This is a genomic window from Providencia sp. PROV269, from assembly GCF_028477785.1.
GTDB lineage: Bacteria > Pseudomonadota > Gammaproteobacteria > Enterobacterales > Enterobacteriaceae > Providencia > Providencia rettgeri.
Map to the genome: position 1 here is coordinate 100,607 of NZ_JAMPLV010000017.1, position 23,264 is coordinate 123,870.

The following is a 23,264-nucleotide window of genomic DNA, read 5'->3' on the forward strand; positions in this document are numbered from 1 at the left end:
TTGACTTGATGGTTAATGTAAATCAAAAGTCAGGAGCGGAACATGTCAGGAGTGGAACATAATAGCATGAAGCGTTTCCCTTGTAACGGCGCAGTAATATGCGCCGTTCAGGACTCCATATAGACACTAGCCTGCCATTTGCTTTTCGCGAATTTCTGCTAATGTTTTACAGTCGATACATAAATCAGCGGTAGGACGGGCTTCCAAACGACGGATACCAATTTCTACACCACATGATTCACAATAGCCAAAGTCGTCATCTTCAACTTTTTTCAGCGTTTTTTCGATTTTCTTAATCAGTTTACGTTCACGGTCCCGGTTACGTAATTCAAGGCTGAATTCTTCTTCCTGAGCGGCTCTATCAACGGGGTCTGGAAAGTTAGCTGCCTCATCTTGCATATGAGTAACAGTCCGGTCCACTTCATCTCTGAGTTGATTGCGCCATGCTTCGAGAATGAGCTTAAAATGCGCCAACTGGGCCTCGTTCATGTACTCTTCGCCAGCTTTTTCATGATAGGGTTCAACCCCAGCAATGGCGAGAATGCTTAAGGACGATGTCTTACGTTTTTGCCCTTCTTGCATAATGCTTCTCCTACACACGCAAATTTTACAAAAACCCCAAGGGGGAAAAATTAAGGTCGCTATAAATAGCAGAAGACTGCTCTCTTGGCAATCGTTCCTGCAATGAGTTTTGTAATGCTGTGAGGGCGAGCGTGTTTATTCCCTTTTTAGCGCCCAGAACTCTGCGGCCTCGTATAAAAATCGGTTAAAAAAACTTTATTTAATAGAGTTAAAGTGAATCTGCTTACTTAACACCATTTGTTGAACAGTTATATCAGCTTGATAACAAAGCACTTCAACACCACTTTGTCTCGCTGCCTCTAATAATTGCGCATATTGCTTATCAATATGAGCCGCTGCTGATGCTACGTGAATACCTGTGTGCAAAGCAACAAACAATAGTATGGCTCTTTTTCCTTCTTTCGCAATATGCATGAGCTCTCTTAAATGCTTTTGGCCTCTAAGTGTCACTGCATCAGGAAAGAATCCTTGATTATTTTCGAGTAAAGTTACTGATTTTACTTCGATAAAGCAATCTGGCAATCCATTTTGCGTTAGAAAAAAATCGATTCGACTATTTTCTGTGCCATATTTAACTTCAGGTTTTATTACACTATATTCAGATAATTCTGGAATGTGTTTTTCGGTTAATGCTTGTGCAACTAATTGGTTCGCACGAAGGGTATTAATGCAAATAAAATGGCCGTCTGCGGTTTGGGTTAACTCCCAACTATACGGGTATTTGCGTTTTGTATTATTGGAAGTCGAATACCAAATGGTATCACCAGGGGTAGCACAACCTGTCATAGCGCCTGTATTTGCACAGTGAATGGTAATTTCTTCACCGCTCGGTAAAGTGACATCAGCCAAAAAGCGCTTGTAACGCTTAATTAAAGTAGCTGGTTGTAAGGCGGGTTCAAATTCCATGGGGTCTCCGCTATCGTTGTCGGTAATATGCTTACTGGCAAAAGAGGCTAATGCTACAATGTCTAACAGTAAAAGTTAAATACATGGAGTGATAACCCCAGTGTTACCGATATTTGAAGTTTGTGAGGACATACTTACCGCATTAACCTCTTCTCCTCAAGTTTTGCTTCATGCACCGACAGGTGCTGGTAAATCAACAGTTTTACCGTTAGAAATATTAAAGAGTGGGGTTATTAACGGGCGGGTTATCATGTTAGAGCCTCGTCGCTTAGCAGCGCGCTCAGTGGCTGCTCGCCTTGCACAGCAACTCGGTGAAGAAGTTGGTCATACTATTGGTTTACGCATGCGCTCTGAAACTAAAGTTAGTCGCCACTCGCGTCTTGAAGTGGTTACCGAAGGCGTACTCACTCGCTTACTGCAAAATGATCCCATGCTTGAAGGGGTTGGTTTAGTCATTTTAGATGAGTTCCATGAGCGAAATTTACAGGCAGACCTTGGTCTCGCTTTGCTAATTGATTCACAGCAAGCCTTACGTGAAGATTTACGTATTCTATTGATGTCTGCGACATTGGATAATCAAGGGCTGTCTCAGTTGTTTCCTGATGCTCCGGTTATCACGTCACAAGGGCGTACATTCCCCGTAATACGTGAATATCATCCTATTAACCCAAATAAACTCTTTCATAAAGAAGTCGCATTGGCGGCTTGGCAGTTATTGCAGCAAGAACATGGGTCTTTATTATTATTTCTTCCAGGTATGGGGGAAATCGAGAAAGTAAGAGCAGAGCTCGCTTTGATGGTTAGTGAGGACATACTTTTATGTCCTTTATACGGTGCATTATCCCTACAAGCCCAGCAACAGGCGATTCAGCTAGCACCAGAAGGAGTGCGAAAGGTCGTATTAGCCACCAATATTGCAGAAACCAGCTTGACGATTGAAGGGATCCGCCTTGTGATAGACAGTGGTTTTGAACGCGTGGGGCAATTCAATCCACGAACAGGACTAACAAAACTAGTTAAACAGCGAATTAGCCAAGCGTCGATGGCACAACGTGCAGGCCGAGCAGGCCGTTTGGAAGAAGGTGTTTGCTGGCACTTATTCAGTGAAGAGCAGGCTGAGCGTGCGGCACAATTTAGCGAGGCCGAAATTGCACAAAGTGACTTGAGCAGCTTATGGTTATCTTTATTACAATGGGGTTGTCACGATGCCGCACAGCTGAACTGGCTGACTTTACCCCCTAAACCGGCAATATCAGCGGCAAAAAATTTACTTGGCAAATTAGGTGCTATTGATGCAGCAAACAAGTTAACGCCTTTTGGGCAGCAGATGGCGGAGTTAGGCAGTTCAGTACGAACAGCGGCAATGTTATGTAAAGCACAACAAAGCCAAAATCAGTCTGTTATCCAATTAGCTGCACTGTTGGTGGCGATTATCGAGGAACCACCTCGTCAACAAGATGCGGATCTTCGCTATTGCATAGAAAGGCCAACAGAGGGGTGGTGTAAGAGAGCATCAGTGCTTTGTGAACAAAGAGTATCGAGTATCATTGGTAAGCAAGATGCACTCCTTAGTGAGTGGTTACCAACGTTGCTGGCCACAGCGTTTCCCGACTACATAGCGAAATCTCGAGATAACCAACAACGCTATCAACTGGCGAATGGTTTAGGGGCGATATTGAATGAATCGGATAGATTATCCGGTTCTCCATGGTTAATCGTCGTGGCTTTATGGCAACCCGAAAATATGGCAGATGCCCGTATTTCCTTGGCTTACCCTGTAGATATTGACAGACTACAAGCAGATTGCCCATCGCTGTTTAACAAACAAGAAACGGTCGAATGGGATGAACAAAAAGGGACATTATTAGCTTGGAAACGCTTGCAATGCGGTCAATTAGTGGTGAAATCAGAACGTTTAAGCAACCCTGATAACACTGAAATTCGTTATGCGTTAGTTTATTGGTTGAAGCAAAATGGCTTGCAGCAATTAAACTGGCAGGAAAATGCTCTACAACTGTGTATCCGCTGCACGTTAGCTAAGCAGTATTTTCCTGATATTAATTTGCCTGATTTTGATGAAGCGGCACTATTGGATTCACTGGATGAATGGCTAGAGCCTTATCTTGATGGCATAACAAATAAACAAAAATTACAGCAGATTGATTTAGCCTCCTTATTGGTTAATCGATTAGATTGGCAGCAGCAACAGTGGTTAGAACGCATGTTTCCGGTAACCTATCGAGCGCCATCTTCACATGATGTAAGCATTCACTACGCATTAGATAAACCACCAGTCATAGCGATTCGTATGCAAGAAATGTACGGGGAAAAAGCGAACCCGACTGTTGCACAAGGAAAAATAACCGTAACAGTTTCTCTGTTGTCTCCTGCCATGCGGCCGTTACAGATCACGCAAGACCTTGGTGCATTTTGGCAAGGCAGCTATAAAGAGATACAAAAAGAGATGAAAGGGCGCTATCCAAAACATTTATGGCCAGATGACCCTGTAAATACTGCGCCAACGAGACAAACAAAAAAAGCGATGATGGGTGCGAAATAATCTATTTTTATGCTCTAATAGCGGGTTTCCTCATTGGCTCTATCAATGAGCCGACTGAGTAAGGAAATGTAATTAAGAGCTTTCTTTGGTGAAATCTCTGGGGTTCTAGGCCAAAATTAACCACTAAACTGACATTACTAGTGCGTTATTAAGTTATTTTGTAATGTGATATGGAGTGACCATGTCAGGTAAAGATTTTGAACCAATCGGCAGACGTAACAAAAAAACTGCTGGGAAAAAACAGTCTTCATCCCGCCGCCGCCGTAGAGACCGCGATGACTATGACGATGAAGATTTATTCGAAGATGATGATATTGACGAACAATATCTCGATGATGAAGATGAAGAAGAGCAAATGGCTAAAAAAGGCTCAAAAAATAACAAACCTCGAAAGGTAAAAAGTAAATGGCGTTGGTTTTGGCTACTAGTCAAACTGATGATCGTGTTTGCTGTTTTACTTGCGGCATATGGTTTTTATTTAAATCAACAAATTAAAGAACGCCTCGATGGTAAGGTTTGGGATTTACCCGCCGCAGTATACGGCCGAATGGTCAACCTTGAGCCGGGGATGGACTACAGCCAGGCAGAAATGGTTCGCCTACTTGAAGGTATGCAATACCGTAAGGTGAGTAAGATAACGACATCGGGCGAATTTGTGGTGCGTGGTAATAGCATCGAAATCTTACGTAGGCCGTTTAATTTCCCTGATCAAAAAGAAGGGCAAATCCTTGCGCGCATGGTGTTTGAAAATAACGCGTTGAGCAAGATTGAAAACATGGAAAACGGTCGCTCATTTGGCTTTTTCCGTTTAGACCCGAAACTGATCACGATGATGCAGTCGGCGAATAATGAGCAACGGTTAGTTTTACCGATATCTGATTTTCCTGAGTCTCTAGTTAAAATCTTACTAGAAACCGAAGATCGCAACTTTTATGAGCACGATGGCGTCAGTTTATACTCTATTGGCCGTGCTGTTGTTGCTAACTTAAGTGCAGGGCGCTCCGTTCAAGGGGGAAGTACTTTAACCCAACAGTTAGTCAAAAATCTGTTTTTGACCAATGAACGGACATTAAAGCGTAAAGCCAATGAAGCCTATATGGCGGTTTTACTGGACTACAATTACAGCAAAGAGCGTATTTTAGAGCTGTATTTAAACGAAGTCTTTTTAGGCCAAAATGGTAATGACGAAATTCGTGGTTTCCCGTTAGCGAGCCTGTATTATTTCGGTAGACCAATCAATGAGTTAAGCTTTGACCAACAGGCGTTATTAGTCGGTATGGTACAAGGGGCATCAACGTATAATCCTTGGACTAAGCCACAAAATGCGATTAAACGTCGAAACATTGTGCTGAAAATCTTGGAAACGCGTGGCGTGATTGACCAAGAAATGTATCAAGTGCTAAGCGCAAGGCCTCTCGGTGTGAAAAACAAAGAAGGGCTGGTGGCTTCTCAACCTGCCTTTATGCAAATGGTTCGTTTAGAACTCAATGAAAAATTGGGTGATAAAGTTAAAGAACTCTCTGGTGCGAAAATTTTTACCACTCTAGACCCAGTGGCTCAAACTGCGGCTGAAAATGCAGTTGAAAATGGTGTCGCTGATTTGCGTAAATCTCGTAAATTAGATGACATAGAAGGGGCAATGGTGGTAGTTGACCGCATTAATGGCGAAGTACGCGCGATGGTTGGTGGCTCTCAACCCCAATATTCAGGGTTTAACCGTGCGTTAAATGCACGGCGTAGCATTGGTTCTCTGGCAAAACCTCCGGTATACCTCGCTGCACTAAGTGAACCGGACCGTTTTCGTTTAAATACATGGTTAAAAGATGAGCCACTAACAGTAAAAGTCGGAAACCAAAACTGGAGCCCAAGAAACTACAGCCGTAATTTCAACGGCCGTATGATGTTAGTTGACGCTTTGGCAAAATCACAAAATATCCCAACGGTAAACTTAGGGCTAGAGGTTGGTTTAGACCAAGTGTTTAATACGTTTGTACGCTTAGGAGCTCCCGCGGCTGCTATGGAAAAAGTTCCTGCGATGCTATTAGGTGCAATTAACCTAACACCAGCGGAAGTTGCTCAAGTTTATCAAACCATTGGTGGTAACGGTAATCGTGCGAAATTATCGGCATTGCGTTCTGTTATTGATGGAGATGGCAATGAAATTTACCAAAGCTACCCATCAGCTGAGCGAGCAGTACCTTCCCAAGCTGCATACCTCACATTGTATGGTATGCAGCAAGTGGTTAAACAAGGTACGGGCAGAGTTTTATTGACCAAATATGCTAAGTATAATTTAGCTGGTAAAACAGGGACAACTAACGATCTACGCGATAGCTGGTATGCAGGTATTGATGGCAAAGAAGTAGCGATCGTGTGGGTTGGCCGTGATAATAACGGCCCAACACAATTAACAGGGGCGACAGGCGCACTGAAAGTGTACCAACGCTACTTAGATAACCAAGCGCCATTAGCTCTTATCAACCGTGCACCAGAGGGCATTGTTGATATGCAAGTCACAGCTGACGGCCAATTAAGTTGCTCAAACTTCGGCGGCGGTAGAATGTTGCCGATTTGGACGGATAATCCAGAAGGGTTATGCCAAGCGTCTGAAAACGAAGCGCCAATTTGGGATCTCAATGGTAATAATGGCGAGCAGCAAGATGATGCACCGGATTGGGTTAAGGATATGTTTGGCAATAATCCCTAAATTCTCGTCATACTTCAACCTGTAGCGTTGTTGGTTGCACTCACTAGACCTAGTCACATACTATTGTATGCTCCTAGGCTCTAGCTCGCTGACCGCCTAGCTACAGGCTGAATTATTTAGAGAATTAATGAGCTAGAGAATTAGAGAATTAATCCCTAAATTCTCGTCATACTTCAACCTGTAGCGTTGTTGGTTGCACTCACTAGACCTAGTCACATACTATTGTATGCTCCTAGGCTCTAGCTCGCTGACCGCCTAGCTATAGGCTGAATTATTTAGAGAATTAATGAGTTAGAAAATTGTGGTGTAAGGCTGCAACTGGTGGCTATCCAATCTTTCTCTACCGATGCAAAAGAATAGAGGTGAAAGTAGGTAACATTTCACCTCCGTAATTTCAATATGAATTAATTCGTTTTGATCTTCATCAGCGCTGTTTCTGCCGCTTTAACTGTTTTCTCAATATCTTCATCACTGTGGGCGATTGACATAAAACCCGCTTCAAATGCAGAAGGCGCAAGGTAAATGCCTTGCTCTAACATGTAATGGAAAAATTTCTTAAAGCGTTCAACGTCGCACTTCATCACATCTTGGTAGCAAGTCACTGTTGGTGCGTCGGTGAAGAAAATACCAAACATACCACCGACGTGATTGATAACCATCGGGATACCTTGCTCTTGGGAAACACGTTTTAAACCACGAGCTAACTTTTCTGTTAATTCATTTAAACGTGAGTGCACACCCGGTTGAGAGACTTCTTTTAAACAAGCAAGACCAGCAGCCATCGCGACAGGATTACCAGATAAGGTTCCCGCTTGGTAAACAGGCCCAATTGGGGCTAGTTTTTCCATAATTTCAAGGCGGCCACCAAAGGCACCTACAGGCATACCACCACCGATGATTTTACCTAAACAGGTTAAATCAGGTTGAACATCATAGTAATCTTGTGCTCCACCTAATGCGACGCGAAAGCCAGTCATGACTTCATCAATGATGAGTACGGCATTGAATTCATCACATAACGCACGTAAACCCGGTAAGAACTCAGCCGTTGGTGGTACGCAATTCATATTTCCAGCAACAGGTTCAACAATCACACAGGCAATGTCTTCTGGATAATTTTCAAATGCTTGGCGAACTGAAGCTAGGTCATTATAGGTACAAGTTAATGTGTGTTTTACAAAATCTTCGGGGACGCCTGGAGAGTTTGGTTCACCCATCGTAAGCGCCCCAGAACCAGCTTTGACTAATAAACAGTCTGCATGGCCATGATAACAGCCTTCAAATTTGATGATTTTGTCGCGGCCTGTGTAACCTCGAGCCAGACGAATTGCACTCATGGTCGCCTCAGTACCTGAATTCACCATGCGTACCATATCCATAGAGGGGACTAACTCACAAACTAATTCAGCCATTTCAACTTCGGCGGCAGTCGGTGCACCAAAACTTAACCCTTTATGGACAGCTTTGATCACGGCATCACGGATCTCAGGATGGTTATGGCCTAATACCATCGGTCCCCATGAGCCAACGTAATCCACATAGGCTTTACCGTCAACGTCATAAATATAAGCGCCATCCGCTTTTTCAATAAATAATGGGGTTCCACCAACACCATTAAAAGCACGAACAGGGGAGTTTACACCACCAGGGATTTGTTCTTTTGCTTGTGCGTAAAGTTTTTCAGATTGTGACATCGCAGGGCTCCAGAAAGAGGCTAAGAAAAAAATTGCCCTCATTCTAAAGCACCACACCAATTAAACCAAATATTGATACGAAGATATGCACAATGTGTCTAATTGCTTAACAACACTTGAACCATTTAGTCAAGTGGCGGATAATTAGGTTAATTGATCTGAGTAGGTTTTAGCCTACGCATGAATTTACCGGTCACCGGTTTGGAGTAAAAAATGAGTGATGATGCAGCTCTGCCTTTGCAATTTACTGATGCGGCAGCAATTAAAGTTAAAGATCTAGTCTCTGATGAGGACAACCCAAATCTGCGTCTGCGTGTTTATATCACTGGTGGCGGATGCAGCGGTTTCCAATATGGTTTCACATTTGATGACCAAATCAACGAAGGCGATATGACAATTGAAAAGCAAGGTGTTGCTCTTGTCGTAGACCCAATGAGTTTACAATATTTAGTCGGTGGAAGTGTTGATTATACCGAAGGTTTGGAAGGTTCGCGTTTTATTGTGACTAATCCGAATGCTAAGTCTACTTGTGGGTGTGGTTCGTCCTTCAGCGTCTAATTCTCGTCATCCTTCAACCTGTAGCTGTGTTGGCTGCATTCACTAGACCTAGTCACATACTTTTGTATGCTCCTAGGTTCTAGCTCATTTGCCGCCTTGTTACAGGCCGAATGATTTAGAGAATTATTGAGTTCTTCTTCAACCTGTAGCTGTGTTGGCTTCATTCAGCTACTCGGGTCACATACTTATGTATGCTCCTCGAGATACCTTCATTTGCCGCCTTGCCACAACTCGAACTATTTAGAAAATTTTCTTAATTCTTAATTCTTAATTCTTAATTCTTAATTCTTAATTCTTAATTCTTAATTCTTAATTAGATAATGAATTTAACTGCTCACACAGTTGTTCGGTTGCGTTCACAATCCTTGGGCCTGCTCGGTGAAACCAATCTTCATTTAATCGGATTATTGGGATATTGAGCTGGGAGTGCCAAAATTCTTTCACTGCTTTTTCCTGTTCTGCTGAGCCCGTCATGATTATTACATCTGGTTTGCGAGTGAGTACCTGCTCACGACTGACTTGTGGCCATTGAACTGAGCTATTAGCAAAAATATTTTCACTCCCACAAAACTCGACGACATCATTTTGCAGCGTATGGTTACCAGCGCTAAATAGAGGTTGAGAGCCGAGCTGAATGAACACTCTCTTAGGTTTGTTATTAGAAATTTTTGTATTTTGATAAGGCGCTAGCTTAGCGCGCATTATTCCCACATTTTGTTGTGCAAGCTCTGGGTTTGGACTGTATTGTGCCAACTCAGTGACTGAATTAATGACATCATCAATGGTTTGAGGGTCAAAATAAATAATTGGAATGCCGAGATTCGCAAGCTGATCAAGAGGGCGTTGGGGGTTGCCTCCTCGCCATGCGAGGATTAAATCAGGTTTTAGTGCGATAATACGTTCTACATTTAAGCCTTGCCAATCAGAGACTTGCTCTAGTTTTTTAGCTTGTTCTGGGTAATCGGAGTAAGCACTGACCGCAATTAAGCTATCCCCAAGCCCTGCTGAATAAGCAAGCTCAGTATTGGCTGGTGATAAGCTGATAACGCGTTGCTTTGCCGCTCCTAGTGCCGAAAAAGCCACCAATAAACCACATAATAAGGTAATAGTAAGAGAGAAATAATGCGTTATTCTTTTCATAACAAAATTCATCGTGACATTAAAAAAGTATAACTAACAATTAGTTATACTTTTTATGAGAATTATTAAGCGAGTTTGGATAAAATTGCAGTGATCATTAATGACGATTGACGGGCAGCAACGGGTAAGAATTCATCGAAGCTTGTGTGGGATTCCTTATCAGCCACATCTGAAATGGCACGGACAACGACAAACGGGGTACCAAATTGGTGACACACTTGGCCAATCGCGGTGGCTTCCATTTCTACTGCCGCAACTTGCGGGAACATCGCTTTGATGCGAGCCAGTGGTTCAGCACCATTAATAAAAGCATCGCCGCTACAAACTAAACCACGAACAGCGTTCATATCCAATAGCTGAATGCACTGCTCAGCAACTTCAATCAGTTTAGTATCCGCGACGAAAGCGGGTGGGCACTGTGCCATTTGGCCAGGTTCATAACCGAATGCTGTCACATCAGCATCATGGTAACGAACTTCAGTAGAAACCACGATATCACCAACATTTAAACGAGGGTCTAGCCCACCGGCGGAGCCTGTGTTAATCACGACATCTGGTTGGCAATGCTCCAGTAACAATGTTGTGCCGATTGCGGCAGCGACTTTACCAATACCTGATTTCAATAACGCAACGTCAACGCCATTAATTTGACCTGTATAAATCTCACAGCCAGCGCGGTTAATAGTTTGGCAGTTTTCAATTTGCGAGCGCAAAATCGCCACTTCTTGTTCCATGGCACCAATTATTCCAACTTTCATTTTGTCTCCTTTTCCCTGCTCAATTTGCACTATTAGTGTCAATATTTTGACTAGGGACGATAATGTTTTATTGTGTTATTGCTGTATTCTTCGAGTGGGTTCGCAATTTTAATTGCAACAACTCGGATTTAGACAACGAAATTACAAAGATGCACGAAGTGTAACATTGAAAGGTGAGTCGTGAAGTTTTTTTCCTATATTTAGGCTATATAATGAAGCATCAATCGAGATAGGGAAGGTGGCAGAGTGGGTGAGATTAATTTTGTTAAGAAGTTAAACTTTCAGCGTAACTACATGAGCAGTGCGAAAAACCAAAAAATTTCACCTAAAGATGAAGATGCGGTTAATCGCTTATTCGAAAGTGACCGCGGGAGGATCATTAATTCAGCTGCCATTCGCCGTTTGCAACAAAAAACGCAAGTTTTTCCCTTAGAGCAAAATGCAGCAGTTCGCAGTCGCTTAACTCACTCACTAGAAGTACAGCAGGTTGGCCGTTACATCAGTAAAACGGTTTTAGGCGAACTAAAAAAGAAAAAATTGCTTGAACCTTATGGGCTAGATGAACGGTGTGATGCTTTTGAGAGCTTAGTCGAAATGGCCTGCTTAATGCATGATATTGGCAATCCACCATTTGGGCATTTTGGTGAGGCAGCAATTCAACGGTGGTTTACTAAATTACTATCGCCTAGTTACTTATTTACTCCGAATTCCCCTGATCCATGCAAAATACCTGCATTACAGTTAACTGGAAATGAAAAGCAAGATTTATTCCGCCGTCAATTAAAACAGGATTTATGCTCATTTGAAGGTAATGCGCAAGGGTTACGTATGGCGCATCGCTTACTCAAACTAAACTTAACTTATGCGCAAGTTGGCTCTATCTTAAAATATACGCGTGGAGCTTATGATTTGGAGCCAATTCCCCCTGAGTTTGATTATTTGATGAAAAAACCAGGCTATTATTGGTCAGAGGTGGACTTTGTCAGTGAGCTAACCAAAAAGCTCGATATGGAAAAATATTGCCGTTTCCCGCTGTCCTATATTATGGAAGCGGCTGATGATATTTCATATTGCATTGCTGATTTGGATGACGCTGCGGAAAAAGGCATTTTTACTGTTGAGCAGTTGATTGAGTATTTAAAAGCAGAGTGGGGAGATATTGAACAAAATGATTTATTCGATCAAACCATTATGCGAGCTTTCAATAATATCAGTGACAACCACACAAGGCGTATTCAGCAAGATCAATTCTTTATGTATTTGCGCGTAAATATCACAGGAAAATTGTCTCATTATAGCGCACAACAATTCATTAAGAATCTACCCGAAATTTATAACGGCACTTTTAACAGTGCTTTGTTAGAAGATAAAAGTCCAGAGCATAGGCTATTAAAAGTACTGAAAACAGTGGCTTTTAAACATGTATTTAACCACCATGAAGTTGAAGAGTTAGAACTACAAGGCTATCGAATTATCAGTGGATTATTAGATTTTTATAGTCCACTACTGATGATGGATAGAAGCGATTTTGCTGACCTCGTGGACAAAAATTACCACAAGCATTTTTTCATTGAAACGAGGTTATTCCATAAATTATCTAATAAGCATCGCTTATCTTACACGGAAGCACTTGAGAAAATTTCTGCAACGAATGAAGCAGATAAATCTATCCTTGAGTTTTATTATCGAGCTCGTTTGATTCAAGACTATATTAGCGGTATGACAGACCACTATGCCTATGAAGAATATCGTAAATTTATGGTTAGCAATTGATATAATAACTGAATAGCTTAATAAAAATAGAAAAGTAGTCAATCAAATGATAGGAAAGCAGGTATAATAGCCTGCTCGTTTTCCTTGATTAATTAGCGAAAAAAAACAACGCATTAAAATTGAAAACTCGGCAATCATGATTTTTATAACTTAATATTCTGTAGTGACTATTTTATGGCTCAATTTTACTCTCCTAATCGCCGTACCACTCCACGCCGCCAGATCACGGTTGTAGCTGATAGCCTTGATGCCGCAGGGCAAGGTGTTGCTCGTATCGAAGGAAAAACCATTTTTGTAACAGGTTTATTGCCTGAAGAAGAAGCCCAAATTGAATTGACGGAAGAGAAACGGCAGTTTGCTAAAGGGAAGGTAATTAAACGTTTGAGCACGAGCCCTCAAAGAGTAAAGCCACGGTGCCGTTATTTTAACCAATGTGGGGGATGTCAACAGCAACATGTTGACATTGCACTACAAAGAGAAAGTAAAGCTCATGCTTTAGCTTATCTGATGCGACGCGAAACATTGCAAGATATATCCTGTGCCGAGGTGATTTATGGTGAGTCATATGGCTACCGTCGCCGAGCTCGGTTGGGGCTACAATATCAGCCTAAAAGTAAAAATGTCGTTATGGGGTTTCGTCAATCTCAATCTAACACATTAGTTGATATAAAAAATTGCCCTATATTATCTCCTGATTTGGATATCTTATTAAAACCACTTTCTGAATGCATTAACCAGCTCAGTAATAAAGCGAAATTGGGCCACGTAGAGCTTATTCACGCAGACAATAGCAAAATTGTATTGATTCGTTACTTAACACCTTTTTCGTTATCAGATACTCAAAAGTTAAGCAATTTTGAAAATCAGCACGGAGTGTCTATCTGGTTAGCGGGTAATGATGAAAACTTACAAGCTCTGTCACCAAATTCGCCACAACCTGAGTATCAAGTTGCTGGGGAAATACTAAAATTTAACCCATTAAATTTTATTCAAGTGAACGGGCAAGTTAACCAGTTGATGGTAGAACAAGCTTTAGCATGGTTAGATCTAAACAGTGAAGATAGGGTATTAGACCTTTTTTGTGGAATGGGTAACTTTACATTACCTATCGCACGGTTAGTGAAATCCGTTGTGGGTGTTGAAGGTGTGGAAAATTTAGTCAAACAGGCACGAAATAACGCACAGCTCAATACTATTTGTAATGCGACATTCTATAATGAAAACTTAGAAGCCCAGATACACACACAACCTTGGGCGGCTCATGGCTTTAATAAAGTATTATTAGACCCCGCTAGAGCTGGAGCCGCTGGTGTTATGGAACATTTAATTAAACTGATGCCAGAAAAAATTGTCTATGTTTCATGTAACCCCACAACATTGGCAAGAGATAGCAAAGTTTTACTTGATGGGGGCTATCAGTTATTACAGTTGCGGATGCTAGACATGTTTCCGCATACTAGCCATTTAGAGTCAATGGCGTTATTTATCCGTCGCCCAGAGGTTTAATAGGTAGGGAGAATATATGGTTGCAGTAAGAAGTGCGCATCTTACCCCAGCAGGTGAGTTTGCCCCAGAAAAGTGGGTTAACGGTCTGGGATTGAGCAATAAACAATCAGAAGAAAAGCTCATCCATACCTGGCAATATTGTCACGATAAACTAGCCGGACAAGAAATCGCCCCTCTGTTACTGTGGCGCGGTATTGAAATGACCGAAATCCTATCGACATTAAGTATGGATATCGGCAGCTTACAAGCAGCTTTACTTTTTCCTTTAGTGGAAGAGGGGAAGTTGGAAGAGCAAGAAGTTATTGATGAGTTTGGTCAATCCATTCACGAACTCGTTAAAGGCGTGCTGGAAATGGATGCGATTCGTCAACTCAAAGCCACGCAATCGAGTGAAACGAGCTCGACACAAGTCGATAATATTCGCCGTATGCTATTGTCGATGGTGGAAGATTTCCGCTGCGTTGTCATTAAACTAGCGGAACGAATTGCACATTTACGTGAAGTCAAAGATGCCACTGAAGATGAGCGCGTTTTAGCGGCAAAAGAGTGCTCAAATATTTATGCACCTTTAGCAAATCGCCTAGGAATTGGGCAGTTAAAATGGGAGTTAGAAGACTTCTGTTTTCGTTATTTGCATCCCGATGAATATAAGAAAATTGCAAAGCTCCTCCATGAACGTCGTATTGACCGTGAAGAGTATATAGATACTTTCGTAACAACCTTACGTAAGTACATGTTAAAAGAGAATATTCAAGCTGATATCTATGGCCGGCCTAAGCATATTTACAGTATTTGGCGTAAAATGCAGAAAAAATCATTGGCATTTGATGAACTGTTTGATGTGCGAGCGGTGCGTATTGTTGTTGAACGCTTGCAGGATTGTTATGCCGCGTTAGGGATTGTACATACCCATTTTCGCCATCTTCCCGATGAGTTTGATGACTATGTGGCGAACCCGAAACCTAATGGTTATCAATCTATTCATACAGTGGTGTTAGGGCCAAACGGTAAAACGCTTGAAATTCAAATTCGTACCCGCCAAATGCATGAAGATGCAGAGCTGGGAGTTGCGGCCCATTGGAAATACAAAGAAGGCGCGACTGGCATTGGTAAAGGCAGTAGTTACGAAAACCGCATTGCATGGTTACGTAAGCTGATTGCATGGCAAGAAGAAATGGCAGATTCTGGCGAAATGCTAGATGAAGTTCGTAGCCAAGTGTTTGATGACCGAGTGTATGTCTTTACCCCAAAAGGGGATGTGGTGGATTTACCAGCAGGCTCGACACCGCTTGATTTTGCTTATCATATTCACAGTGATGTCGGCCACCGTTGTATTGGTGCAAAAATAGGTGGGCGTATTGTCCCATTTAGCTATCAATTACAAATGGGCGATCAAATTGAAATTATTACTCAAAAGCATCCAAATCCAAGCCGCGACTGGTTAAACCCTAACTTAGGGTATGTCACAACCAGCCGTGGGCGAGCTAAAATCCAAAATTGGTTCCGTAAACAAGATAGAGACAAAAATATCCTTGCAGGGCGTCAAATTTTAGATAGCGAACTATCACAGCTTGATATTAGCCTTCGTGAAGCAGAAAAACTGCTAATCGCACGCTACAATGTTCATTCATTGGATGAGGTTTTGGCAGGAATTGGCGGCGGTGATATCCGTATCAACCAATTAGTGAATTTCCTGCAGAGCAAATTTAACAAAGCCACTGCCGAAGAAGAAGACCGTGCGGCAATGAAGACATTAGAAAGTAAGTCTTCACTCCCAAGAGCACCATCTCATAGTAGCGGCCGAGTGGTGGTTGAAGGGGTTGGTAACCTAATGCACCATATTGCACGCTGCTGCCAGCCAATTCCAGGGGATGAAATTGTCGGTTTTATCACGAAAGGAAGAGGTATTTCCATTCACAGTGCAGACTGTGAACAATTAGCTGAACTACAAAGCCATGCACCAGAACGCGTAATAGATGCAGTTTGGGGAGAAAACTACTCGAGTGGTTATTCTCTTGTGGTTAGAGTTATTGCTAATGACCGCAGCGGCCTGCTGCGTGATATCACGACAATATTAGCAAATGAGAAAGTCAATGTGCTTGGTGTCAGTAGCCGCAGCGATGTAAAACAGCAACTGGCAACGATAGATATGACTATTGAGCTGTATAACATTGAGGTGCTGAGTCGGGTGTTAGCTAAGCTGAATCAGTTGGCGGATGTTATAGAAGCAAAGCGTCATTCTCAGTGATTTTCTTCATATTTTGAGTTGTAGGGGTGTTGGCTGCGCTTAGCTACTCGGGTCACATACTTGTGTATGCTCCCCGAGATATCTTCGCTTGCCGCCTACCTACAATTCAAACTATTTTGAAAATCGGTATATTTATATTCTAAAAATCCCTCTCTTCATGTTTTTAATTATTCTTTTCTATACAACTTCTGTTTCTTCATGAGTTAGTTAGCAAAAATTTATTTTTTTGGGAAAAATTTGTCGATTGCTCATCAACTCTGATAAGTTTGGGATAAAGGACAACTAGAAACAAAAAAATTAAAGGTTAATACAATGAGTCAGACAAATCTTCAAATCGAACGTTTATTATCAATTATGAAGCAGCTTCGAGATCCGCAAACAGGGTGCCCATGGGATAAGGTACAAACATTTAAAACTATTGCGCCTTATACGCTTGAAGAAACTTATGAAGTGCTTGATGCGATAGAACGTGAAGATTTTAGCGACTTAAAAGGTGAGTTGGGAGACTTATTATTCCAAGTGGTTTTCTATGCGCAAATGGCGAATGAAAAATCACTCTTTGATTTTAGCGATATCTGCCAATCTGTTAGTGATAAGCTCGAACATCGCCACCCTCATATTTTCGATGCAAATAATACACTGAGTAGCACAGAAGTGATTGAGGGATGGGAAAAACGAAAAGCCAAAGAGCGAGCTGAAAAATCGCAATTTTCTGTGCTAGATGATATTCCAAATTCACTCCCAGCACTAATGAAAGCCTATAAAATTCAAAAACGTTGTGCGTCAGTTGGTTTTGACTGGGATACGCTAGGCCCTGTTGTTGGTAAAGTTCATGAAGAACTTGAAGAAGTGATGGAAGAAGCCACTCAGGCGGTTGTTGACCAGGCGCGCTTAGAAGAGGAAATTGGCGACTTATTGTTTGCAACCGTGAATTTATCACGCCATTTAGGTTATAAACCTGAAATAGCGTTGCAAAAAGCGTGTAACAAATTCGAAGGTCGTTTTCGCCAAATCGAAAAAAGCCTCGCGGAAAGTGGTAAAACGACAGAAAGTGCTACACTTAATGAGATGGAGGCGCTTTGGCAGCAGGTTAAGAGCCAAGAATAAAATGGCTCGTCATATTTCGCACTACAGCGTTGTTGGCTGCGTTCGGCTACTCGGGTCACATACTTAGTGTATGTTCCTCGAGATATCCTCTCTTGCCGCCTAGCTGTAGCACGAACTATATAGAGCCAATTCTCGTCGGGCCTCGCACTACAGCGTTGTTGGCTGCGTTCGGCTACTCGGGTCACATACTTAGTGTATGCTCCCCGAAGATATCCTCTCTTGCCGCCTAGCTGTAGCACGAACTATATAGAGCCAATTCTCGTCGGGCCTCGCACTACAGCGTTGTTGGCTGCGTTCGGCTACTCGGGTGACATACTTAGTGTATGCTCCCCGAATATATCCTCTCTTGCCGCCTAGCTGTAATGCGAACCTTGTCTGCAATTGTTTAAACCATTAGTTGTTTTAAAATCTGGCGGTTGTTGGTTTGTTCTAAAAGCACTTCATTCAATAGCACCAAACAAAGCTTCAAAAATAATGGGTGACGTGAAATATTGAGGTGTTAAATAGCGACAAGTAGAGTAAATAGTTATTCAAAATCAAAGTTAGTGCAGAATCGCATTTTTTATACCATACAATGAGCTGAAAGGATTTAGCTTTTGCATTTGAACTGTGTTAATCTATGAAAATAGACAAAGATGACTAATTTTGAAGCGATAAATAATTTTCGCTTTTAACTTGCTGATAATATTAGAGTATTGATGAAATTTAGCCTTATTATGCTTAGAACATTTGTAGCGAAATTAAGGTTCGGGTATACTGTTTTCCCGTCCTGTTATATCCATCATCTTTTAAACCTAAACTTTCAGGTTCAGCATGAAAACTAATTATATTTTTGTGACCGGCGGGGTCGTATCCTCTCTGGGTAAAGGCATTGCCGCAGCCTCTTTGGCGGCTATACTCGAAGCCCGTGGACTCAATGTGACTATTATGAAACTGGATCCCTACATCAACGTAGATCCAGGCACAATGAGCCCAACCCAACACGGGGAAGTTTTCGTTACAGAAGACGGCGCTGAAACTGACTTAGATTTGGGTCATTATGAGCGCTTCATCCGTACTAAAATGACTCGTCGTAATAACTTTACGACTGGGCGTGTTTACTCTGAAGTTCTGCGCAAAGAGCGCCGTGGCGACTACTTAGGCGCTACAATTCAAGTTATCCCTCATATCACTAATGAAATTAAAGACCGCATCATCCGTGGTGGCGAAGGCCATGACGTTGTTTTGGTTGAAGTTGGTGGTACAGTGGGTGATATTGAATCATTGCCATTCCTTGAAGCGATTCGTCAAATGGCTGCAGAAGTCGGCCGTGAGCGTACTTTATATTTGCACTTAACATTAGTGCCTTACCTTGCAGCAGCTGGTGAAGTGAAAACTAAGCCAACTCAACATTCTGTGAAAGAATTGCTGTCAATTGGTATCCAGCCAGATGTGTTAATCTGTCGCTCAGACAGAGTGATCCCAGCAAATGAACGTGCAAAAATCGCATTGTTCTGTAATGTGCCAGAGAAAGCGGTTATTTCTCTCAAAGACGTTGATTCAATTTATAAAATTCCAGCCTTGTTAAAATCACAAGGTTTGGATGAGTACATTTGTAACCGTTTCCGCATTGATGCGCCAGAAGCTAATTTATCTGAGTGGGAACAAGTTATTTACGAAGAAGCTAATCCTGCAGGTGAAGTCACCATTGGAATGGTTGGTAAATATGTTGAGTTACCAGATGCGTATAAATCTGTAATTGAAGCATTAAAACACGGTGGATTGAAAAACCGTTTAACTGTGAATATCAAATTGATTGATTCACAAGACATCGAAACGCGTGGTGTTGAGTTACTAAAAGATTTAGATGCTATTTTAGTGCCAGGCGGTTTTGGTGAGCGTGGTATTGAAGGTAAAATTCTGACTGCTCAATATGCACGTGAAAACAAGATCCCTTACTTAGGGATTTGTTTGGGTATGCAAGTTGCATTGATTGAATTTGCACGTAATGTGGCCAATATGGCAGATGCAAATTCAACAGAATTTAAAGCGGATTGTAAATTCCCAGTTGTTGCGCTGATTACAGAATGGCGTGACGAAGAGGGTAACCTTGAAGTGCGTTCAGAAGAGAGCGACCTTGGTGGAACAATGCGTGTTGGTAGTCAACCATGCCACCTAGTGAATGGTAGCCTTGTACGTGAGATGTATGGTTCAGAAACCATTATTGAACGTCACCGCCACCGTTATGAAGTGAACAACTTACTGCTGAAACGCATTGAAGATGCGGGCCTGAAAATTGCAGGTCGTTCAGTAGATAACAAGCTGGTGGAAATTATTGAAAACCCAAATCATCCATGGTTTGTGGCTTGTCAGTTCCACCCAGAGTTCACCTCTACACCAAGAGATGGTCATCCGTTGTTTGCAGGTTTTGTTAAAGCCGCTGGTAAGTACCAGAAAGGTGAGTTGAAATAAGATATGGGGAAGTCGGCGCAGGTGCACCAACTTCCCAAAATTTAACTTGTACTGAGGAAAACCTAATGTCCAAAATTGTTAAAGTGATCGGTCGTGAAATCATTGACTCTCGTGGTAACCCAACTGTAGAAGCTGAAGTTCATTTAGAAGGTGGCTTTGTTGGTTTAGCTGCAGCACCATCAGGTGCGTCAACAGGTTCTCGTGAAGCTCTGGAACTGCGTGACGGTGATAAAGCACGTTTTCTGGGTAAAGGTGTTCTGAAAGCAGTTGCTGCTGTTAATGGTCCAATCGCAGAAGCGCTGATCGGTAAAGATGCTAAAGACCAAGCTAACATCGATAAAATCATGATTGATCTCGATGGCACTGAGAACAAATCTAAATTTGGTGCAAACGCAATTCTGGCTGTATCTTTAGCAAATGCTAAAGCAGCTGCGGCAGCGAAAGGTATGCCTCTGTATGAGCACATTTCTGACCTGAATGGTACTCACGGTCAATACTCTATGCCTCTACCTATGATGAACATCATCAATGGTGGTGAGCACGCAGATAACAACGTTGATATCCAAGAATTCATGATCCAGCCTGTTGGCGCACCAACGCTGAAAGAAGCTGTTCGTATGGGTTCTGAAATTTTCCATCACTTAGCAAAAGTACTGAAATCTAAAGGTATGAACACTGCTGTAGGTGATGAAGGTGGTTATGCGCCTAACTTAGAGTCAAACGCAGCGGCATTAGCAGCAATTAAAGAGGCGGTTGAGCAAGCAGGTTATGTATTAGGTAAAGACGTAACACTGGCAATGGACTGTGCAGCATCTGAGTTCTATAACGCAGAAACAGGCAATTATGAGCTGAAAGGCGAAGGTAAAACCTTCACTTCACAAGAGTTCACTCACTATTTAGAAGAACTGACTAAACAGTACCCAATCGTATCTATTGAAGATGGTCTGAATGAGTCTGACTGGGATGGTTTCGCATACCAAACTAAAGTTCTTGGTGACAAAATCCAACTGGTTGGTGACGACCTGTTTGTAACGAACACTAAGATCTTGAAAGAAGGTATTGATAAAGGCATTGCTAACTCTATCCTGATCAAATTCAACCAAATTGGTTCTTTAACTGAAACTTTGGCTGCAATTAAAATGGCGAAAGATGCAGGCTATACAGCTGTTATCTCTCACCGTTCAGGCGAAACTGAAGATGCAACTATCGCAGATTTAGCAGTCGGTACAGCTGCAGGCCAAATCAAAACGGGTTCAATGAGCCGTTCTGACCGTGTTGCTAAATATAACCAACTGATTCGTATTGAAGAAGCATTAGGTAAAAATGCACCATTCAATGGCTTAAAAGAAGTTAAAGGCCAAGCGTAATTTTAGTTCGTTAACCAATTTATACGAAAGGAAGCCGATGGCTTCCTTTTTTTCGACTGAAACCTTTGCTGAGGAAGCCATTTTCACTATATATTCCCAGTAATTTATGATTATCTCTAATGTATCATAATAAATTTGATTGGATTTTTAGTAAGCTTAATGATTGATCAGCCTTTTATTGACTCACTTTATATTTAATAATCAATTTAAAATCAATCAATTAGATAGTTGATTGATATACGTCTCTTTAGAAATAATATGCTAATTTATAGTAGCTATTTTAGTATTTAATTCTTCGATTTTTACGAGTGAATGGGTAGGTTTTTTGGAGTTTACATGAAAAACGATGAAATTATACGGTGTAGATCGCACTTTTAGTTCCTCCACATTTTAATTTCATACAATTAACTTTATATTCCAGCTCTTGCAAAAAAATATTAACAATAATACTCGAAAATAATTTGCTTCCGAGCTAATGGAGTTTACATGGACGCTTCCGAATCCCTACAACCAGCGGTCAGCCCGACCCCATCCAATAAACGGGGTTGGATCATTTTAGCGGTTGATATTGTTCTACTGATCTTACTTTTAAAATATTTGCCTTTTGATGACAAGGCAAATGCAGGCCTTGCAATGATGGTTTTCATTGGTGTGCTTTGGCTAACTGAAGCTATCCATGTCACTATTACTGCACTTTGTATTCCTATCTTAGCGGTTGGGCTTGGATTAATGAATACTGGGGAAGCGCTTAAATCATTCGCAAACCCAATTATTTTCCTATTCTTCGGTGGCTTTGCTTTAGCGACGGCTTTGCATATTCAAGGCTTAGACCGTCTAATTGCTAACCGCTTACTAATGGCTGCACGTGGTCGTTTATCAGTCGCAGTATTACTGTTGTTTGGTGTTACCGCGCTGCTATCAATGTGGATTAGTAACACAGCAACTGCTGCAATGATGTTACCCCTTGTATTAGGTATTTTATCTAATCTCGATGTACGTCATGAACGTAATACGTTTGTGTTTGTTTTATTAGGTGTTGCTTATAGTGCCAGTATTGGTGGTCTAGGAACTATTGTGGGTAGCCCACCAAACGCAATTGCCGCTGCTGCATTAGGTTTAGATTTCTTATCGTGGATGAAATACGGCATTCCAATCATGGTAGTTTTACTACCGATGATGTTTGTATTGATGTACATGATGTTACGCCCAAATCTGAAACACCGTTTTGAAATTGAATTAGAGCATGTTAAATGGAATGGCAAACGTATTACAGCAATGGGGATCTTCCTATTTGCGGTAGTTTGTTGGATCACCAGTACGTTTATTAGTGAAGCACTTGGTGGTGTGAAGGATCTCGACACCATTATTGCTATGATTGCTGCAATTTTGATTGGTATAACAGGGGTTGCTAGTTGGTCACAAATCCAAAAAAATACCGAGTGGGGCGTATTGATGCTGTTCGGTGGGGGGTTGACTCTCAGTGCAATTTTAAGTTCTTCAGGCGCTAGTAAAATTATGGCTGACTGGATGCAGATGACATTTGGGACAAGTCATTGGTTTGTGATTATCTTAGCGGTGACAACCTTTATTATCATCCTGACTGAATTTACGAGTAATACTGCAAGTGCCGCCCTGTTAGTTCCTATTTTTGCTACTGTTGCGGAAGCATTAGGTATGCCAGTTATTGTATTAACTATGATTATTGGTATTGGTGCCTCTTGTGCGTTTATGTTGCCTGTTGCGACTCCGCCAAATGCGATTGTATTTGGTTCTGGTTATATCAGGCAAATTGAAATGGTACGGGTCGGTGCAGTTCTGAACGTAGCATGTATTATTGTTATCTCTCTATTTGCTTGGTTCTTTTGGCTATAAAGCAAACAAGAAAAATCACTAAATTGATTTTAGCT

Annotated in this window: 15 protein-coding genes; 10 read left to right on the forward strand and 5 right to left on the reverse strand. The window is 41.7% G+C overall.

Annotated features, from left to right (window positions below):
• Nucleotides 1–126 precede the first annotated feature (126 nt).
• Nucleotides 127–582, reverse strand: coding sequence for an RNA polymerase-binding protein DksA (gene dksA, locus PR683_RS17565; RefSeq protein ID WP_004260494.1), 456 nt, complete (start codon nt 580–582; stop codon nt 127–129).
• 195 nt (nt 583–777) lie between these two features.
• Complete coding sequence (sfsA, locus tag PR683_RS17570) at nt 778–1,488, reverse strand: DNA/RNA nuclease SfsA (protein WP_004913698.1); 711 nt, start codon at nt 1,486–1,488, stop codon at nt 778–780.
• Nucleotides 1,489–1,588: 100 nt separating this feature from the next.
• On the opposite strand from sfsA, the gene hrpB reads away from it, so the two are divergent.
• Both hrpB and mrcB read left to right on the forward strand, forming a co-directional pair.
• Nucleotides 1,589–4,048, forward strand: a complete 2,460-nt coding sequence (gene hrpB / locus PR683_RS17575) for an ATP-dependent helicase HrpB (RefSeq protein WP_210845171.1) — start codon at nt 1,589–1,591, stop codon at nt 4,046–4,048.
• A 181-nt stretch (nt 4,049–4,229) separates the two neighbouring features.
• On the forward strand, nt 4,230–6,755 hold the full coding sequence (mrcB, locus tag PR683_RS17580) for a bifunctional glycosyl transferase/transpeptidase (RefSeq protein ID WP_004913692.1): 2,526 nt from the start codon (nt 4,230–4,232) through the stop codon (nt 6,753–6,755).
• Nucleotides 6,756–7,159: 404 nt separating this feature from the next.
• On the opposite strand, the gene hemL is transcribed toward mrcB, so the two are convergent.
• Nucleotides 7,160–8,449, reverse strand: coding sequence for a glutamate-1-semialdehyde 2,1-aminomutase (hemL, locus tag PR683_RS17585; RefSeq protein ID WP_004913690.1), 1,290 nt, complete (start codon nt 8,447–8,449; stop codon nt 7,160–7,162).
• Between the two features lie 213 nt (nt 8,450–8,662).
• Between hemL and erpA the strand changes: the two genes are divergently transcribed.
• A complete protein-coding gene (gene erpA, locus PR683_RS17590; protein ID WP_004260480.1) occupies nt 8,663–9,007 on the forward strand; it encodes an iron-sulfur cluster insertion protein ErpA in 345 nt (114 codons plus the stop codon).
• A 309-nt stretch (nt 9,008–9,316) separates the two neighbouring features.
• On the opposite strand, the gene btuF is transcribed toward erpA, so the two are convergent.
• Both btuF and mtnN read right to left on the reverse strand, forming a co-directional pair.
• Nucleotides 9,317–10,147 carry a vitamin B12 ABC transporter substrate-binding protein BtuF gene (gene btuF, locus PR683_RS17595; protein WP_164528503.1) on the reverse strand — a complete coding sequence of 277 codons (831 nt, stop codon included), beginning with the start codon at nt 10,145–10,147 and terminating at the stop codon, nt 9,317–9,319.
• 65 nt (nt 10,148–10,212) lie between these two features.
• Nucleotides 10,213–10,905, reverse strand: coding sequence for a 5'-methylthioadenosine/S-adenosylhomocysteine nucleosidase (gene mtnN / locus PR683_RS17600; protein WP_115166792.1), 693 nt, complete (start codon nt 10,903–10,905; stop codon nt 10,213–10,215).
• Between the two features lie 246 nt (nt 10,906–11,151).
• Between mtnN and dgt the strand changes: the two genes are divergently transcribed.
• The 7 genes from dgt to PR683_RS17635 all read left to right on the forward strand — a co-directional run bounded on the left by dgt (nt 11,152) and on the right by PR683_RS17635 (nt 23,229).
• Nucleotides 11,152–12,678: a dGTPase gene (gene dgt, locus PR683_RS17605; protein WP_109912052.1), complete on the forward strand. Its 1,527-nt coding sequence runs from the start codon at nt 11,152–11,154 to the stop codon at nt 12,676–12,678.
• A 174-nt stretch (nt 12,679–12,852) separates the two neighbouring features.
• The gene (gene rlmD / locus PR683_RS17610) at nt 12,853–14,184 is read left to right on the forward strand and encodes a 23S rRNA (uracil(1939)-C(5))-methyltransferase RlmD (protein WP_110732209.1); all 1,332 of its coding nucleotides are present in this window, start codon (nt 12,853–12,855) and stop codon (nt 14,182–14,184) included.
• A gap of 16 nt (nt 14,185–14,200) precedes the next feature.
• Nucleotides 14,201–16,432 (forward strand): GTP diphosphokinase, encoded by a 2,232-nt coding sequence (gene relA, locus PR683_RS17615; RefSeq protein WP_004913677.1) that lies wholly within the window; start codon nt 14,201–14,203, stop codon nt 16,430–16,432.
• 312 nt (nt 16,433–16,744) lie between these two features.
• A complete protein-coding gene (gene mazG, locus PR683_RS17620; RefSeq protein WP_210782259.1) occupies nt 16,745–17,539 on the forward strand; it encodes a nucleoside triphosphate pyrophosphohydrolase in 795 nt (264 codons plus the stop codon).
• An 813-nt stretch (nt 17,540–18,352) separates the two neighbouring features.
• On the forward strand, nt 18,353–19,990 hold the full coding sequence (pyrG, locus tag PR683_RS17625) for a glutamine hydrolyzing CTP synthase (protein ID WP_004913671.1): 1,638 nt from the start codon (nt 18,353–18,355) through the stop codon (nt 19,988–19,990).
• A 65-nt stretch (nt 19,991–20,055) separates the two neighbouring features.
• The gene (eno, locus tag PR683_RS17630; RefSeq protein ID WP_004260453.1) at nt 20,056–21,357 is read left to right on the forward strand and encodes a phosphopyruvate hydratase; all 1,302 of its coding nucleotides are present in this window, start codon (nt 20,056–20,058) and stop codon (nt 21,355–21,357) included.
• Nucleotides 21,358–21,843: 486 nt separating this feature from the next.
• The gene (locus tag PR683_RS17635) at nt 21,844–23,229 is read left to right on the forward strand and encodes a DASS family sodium-coupled anion symporter (protein ID WP_004913667.1); all 1,386 of its coding nucleotides are present in this window, start codon (nt 21,844–21,846) and stop codon (nt 23,227–23,229) included.
• Nucleotides 23,230–23,264 lie beyond the last annotated feature (35 nt).

Excerpts from the sequence above, each read along its gene's own strand:
- dksA (WP_004260494.1), bottom strand. The coding sequence starts at position 582 with ATGCAAGAAGGGCAAAAACGTAAGACATCGTCCTTAAGCATTCTCGCC.
- sfsA (WP_004913698.1), bottom strand. The coding sequence starts at position 1,488 with ATGGAATTTGAACCCGCCTTACAACCAGCTACTTTAATTAAGCGTTAC.
- mrcB (WP_004913692.1), top strand. The coding sequence starts at position 4,230 with ATGTCAGGTAAAGATTTTGAACCAATCGGCAGACGTAACAAAAAAACT.
- hemL (WP_004913690.1), bottom strand. The coding sequence starts at position 8,449 with ATGTCACAATCTGAAAAACTTTACGCACAAGCAAAAGAACAAATCCCT.
- erpA (WP_004260480.1), top strand. The coding sequence starts at position 8,663 with ATGAGTGATGATGCAGCTCTGCCTTTGCAATTTACTGATGCGGCAGCA.
- btuF (WP_164528503.1), bottom strand. The coding sequence starts at position 10,147 with ATGAAAAGAATAACGCATTATTTCTCTCTTACTATTACCTTATTATGT.
- mtnN (WP_115166792.1), bottom strand. The coding sequence starts at position 10,905 with ATGAAAGTTGGAATAATTGGTGCCATGGAACAAGAAGTGGCGATTTTG.
- rlmD (WP_110732209.1), top strand. The coding sequence starts at position 12,853 with ATGGCTCAATTTTACTCTCCTAATCGCCGTACCACTCCACGCCGCCAG.
- relA (WP_004913677.1), top strand. The coding sequence starts at position 14,201 with ATGGTTGCAGTAAGAAGTGCGCATCTTACCCCAGCAGGTGAGTTTGCC.
- mazG (WP_210782259.1), top strand. The coding sequence starts at position 16,745 with ATGAGTCAGACAAATCTTCAAATCGAACGTTTATTATCAATTATGAAG.
- pyrG (WP_004913671.1), top strand. The coding sequence starts at position 18,353 with ATGAAAACTAATTATATTTTTGTGACCGGCGGGGTCGTATCCTCTCTG.
- eno (WP_004260453.1), top strand. The coding sequence starts at position 20,056 with ATGTCCAAAATTGTTAAAGTGATCGGTCGTGAAATCATTGACTCTCGT.
- PR683_RS17635 (WP_004913667.1), top strand. The coding sequence starts at position 21,844 with ATGGACGCTTCCGAATCCCTACAACCAGCGGTCAGCCCGACCCCATCC.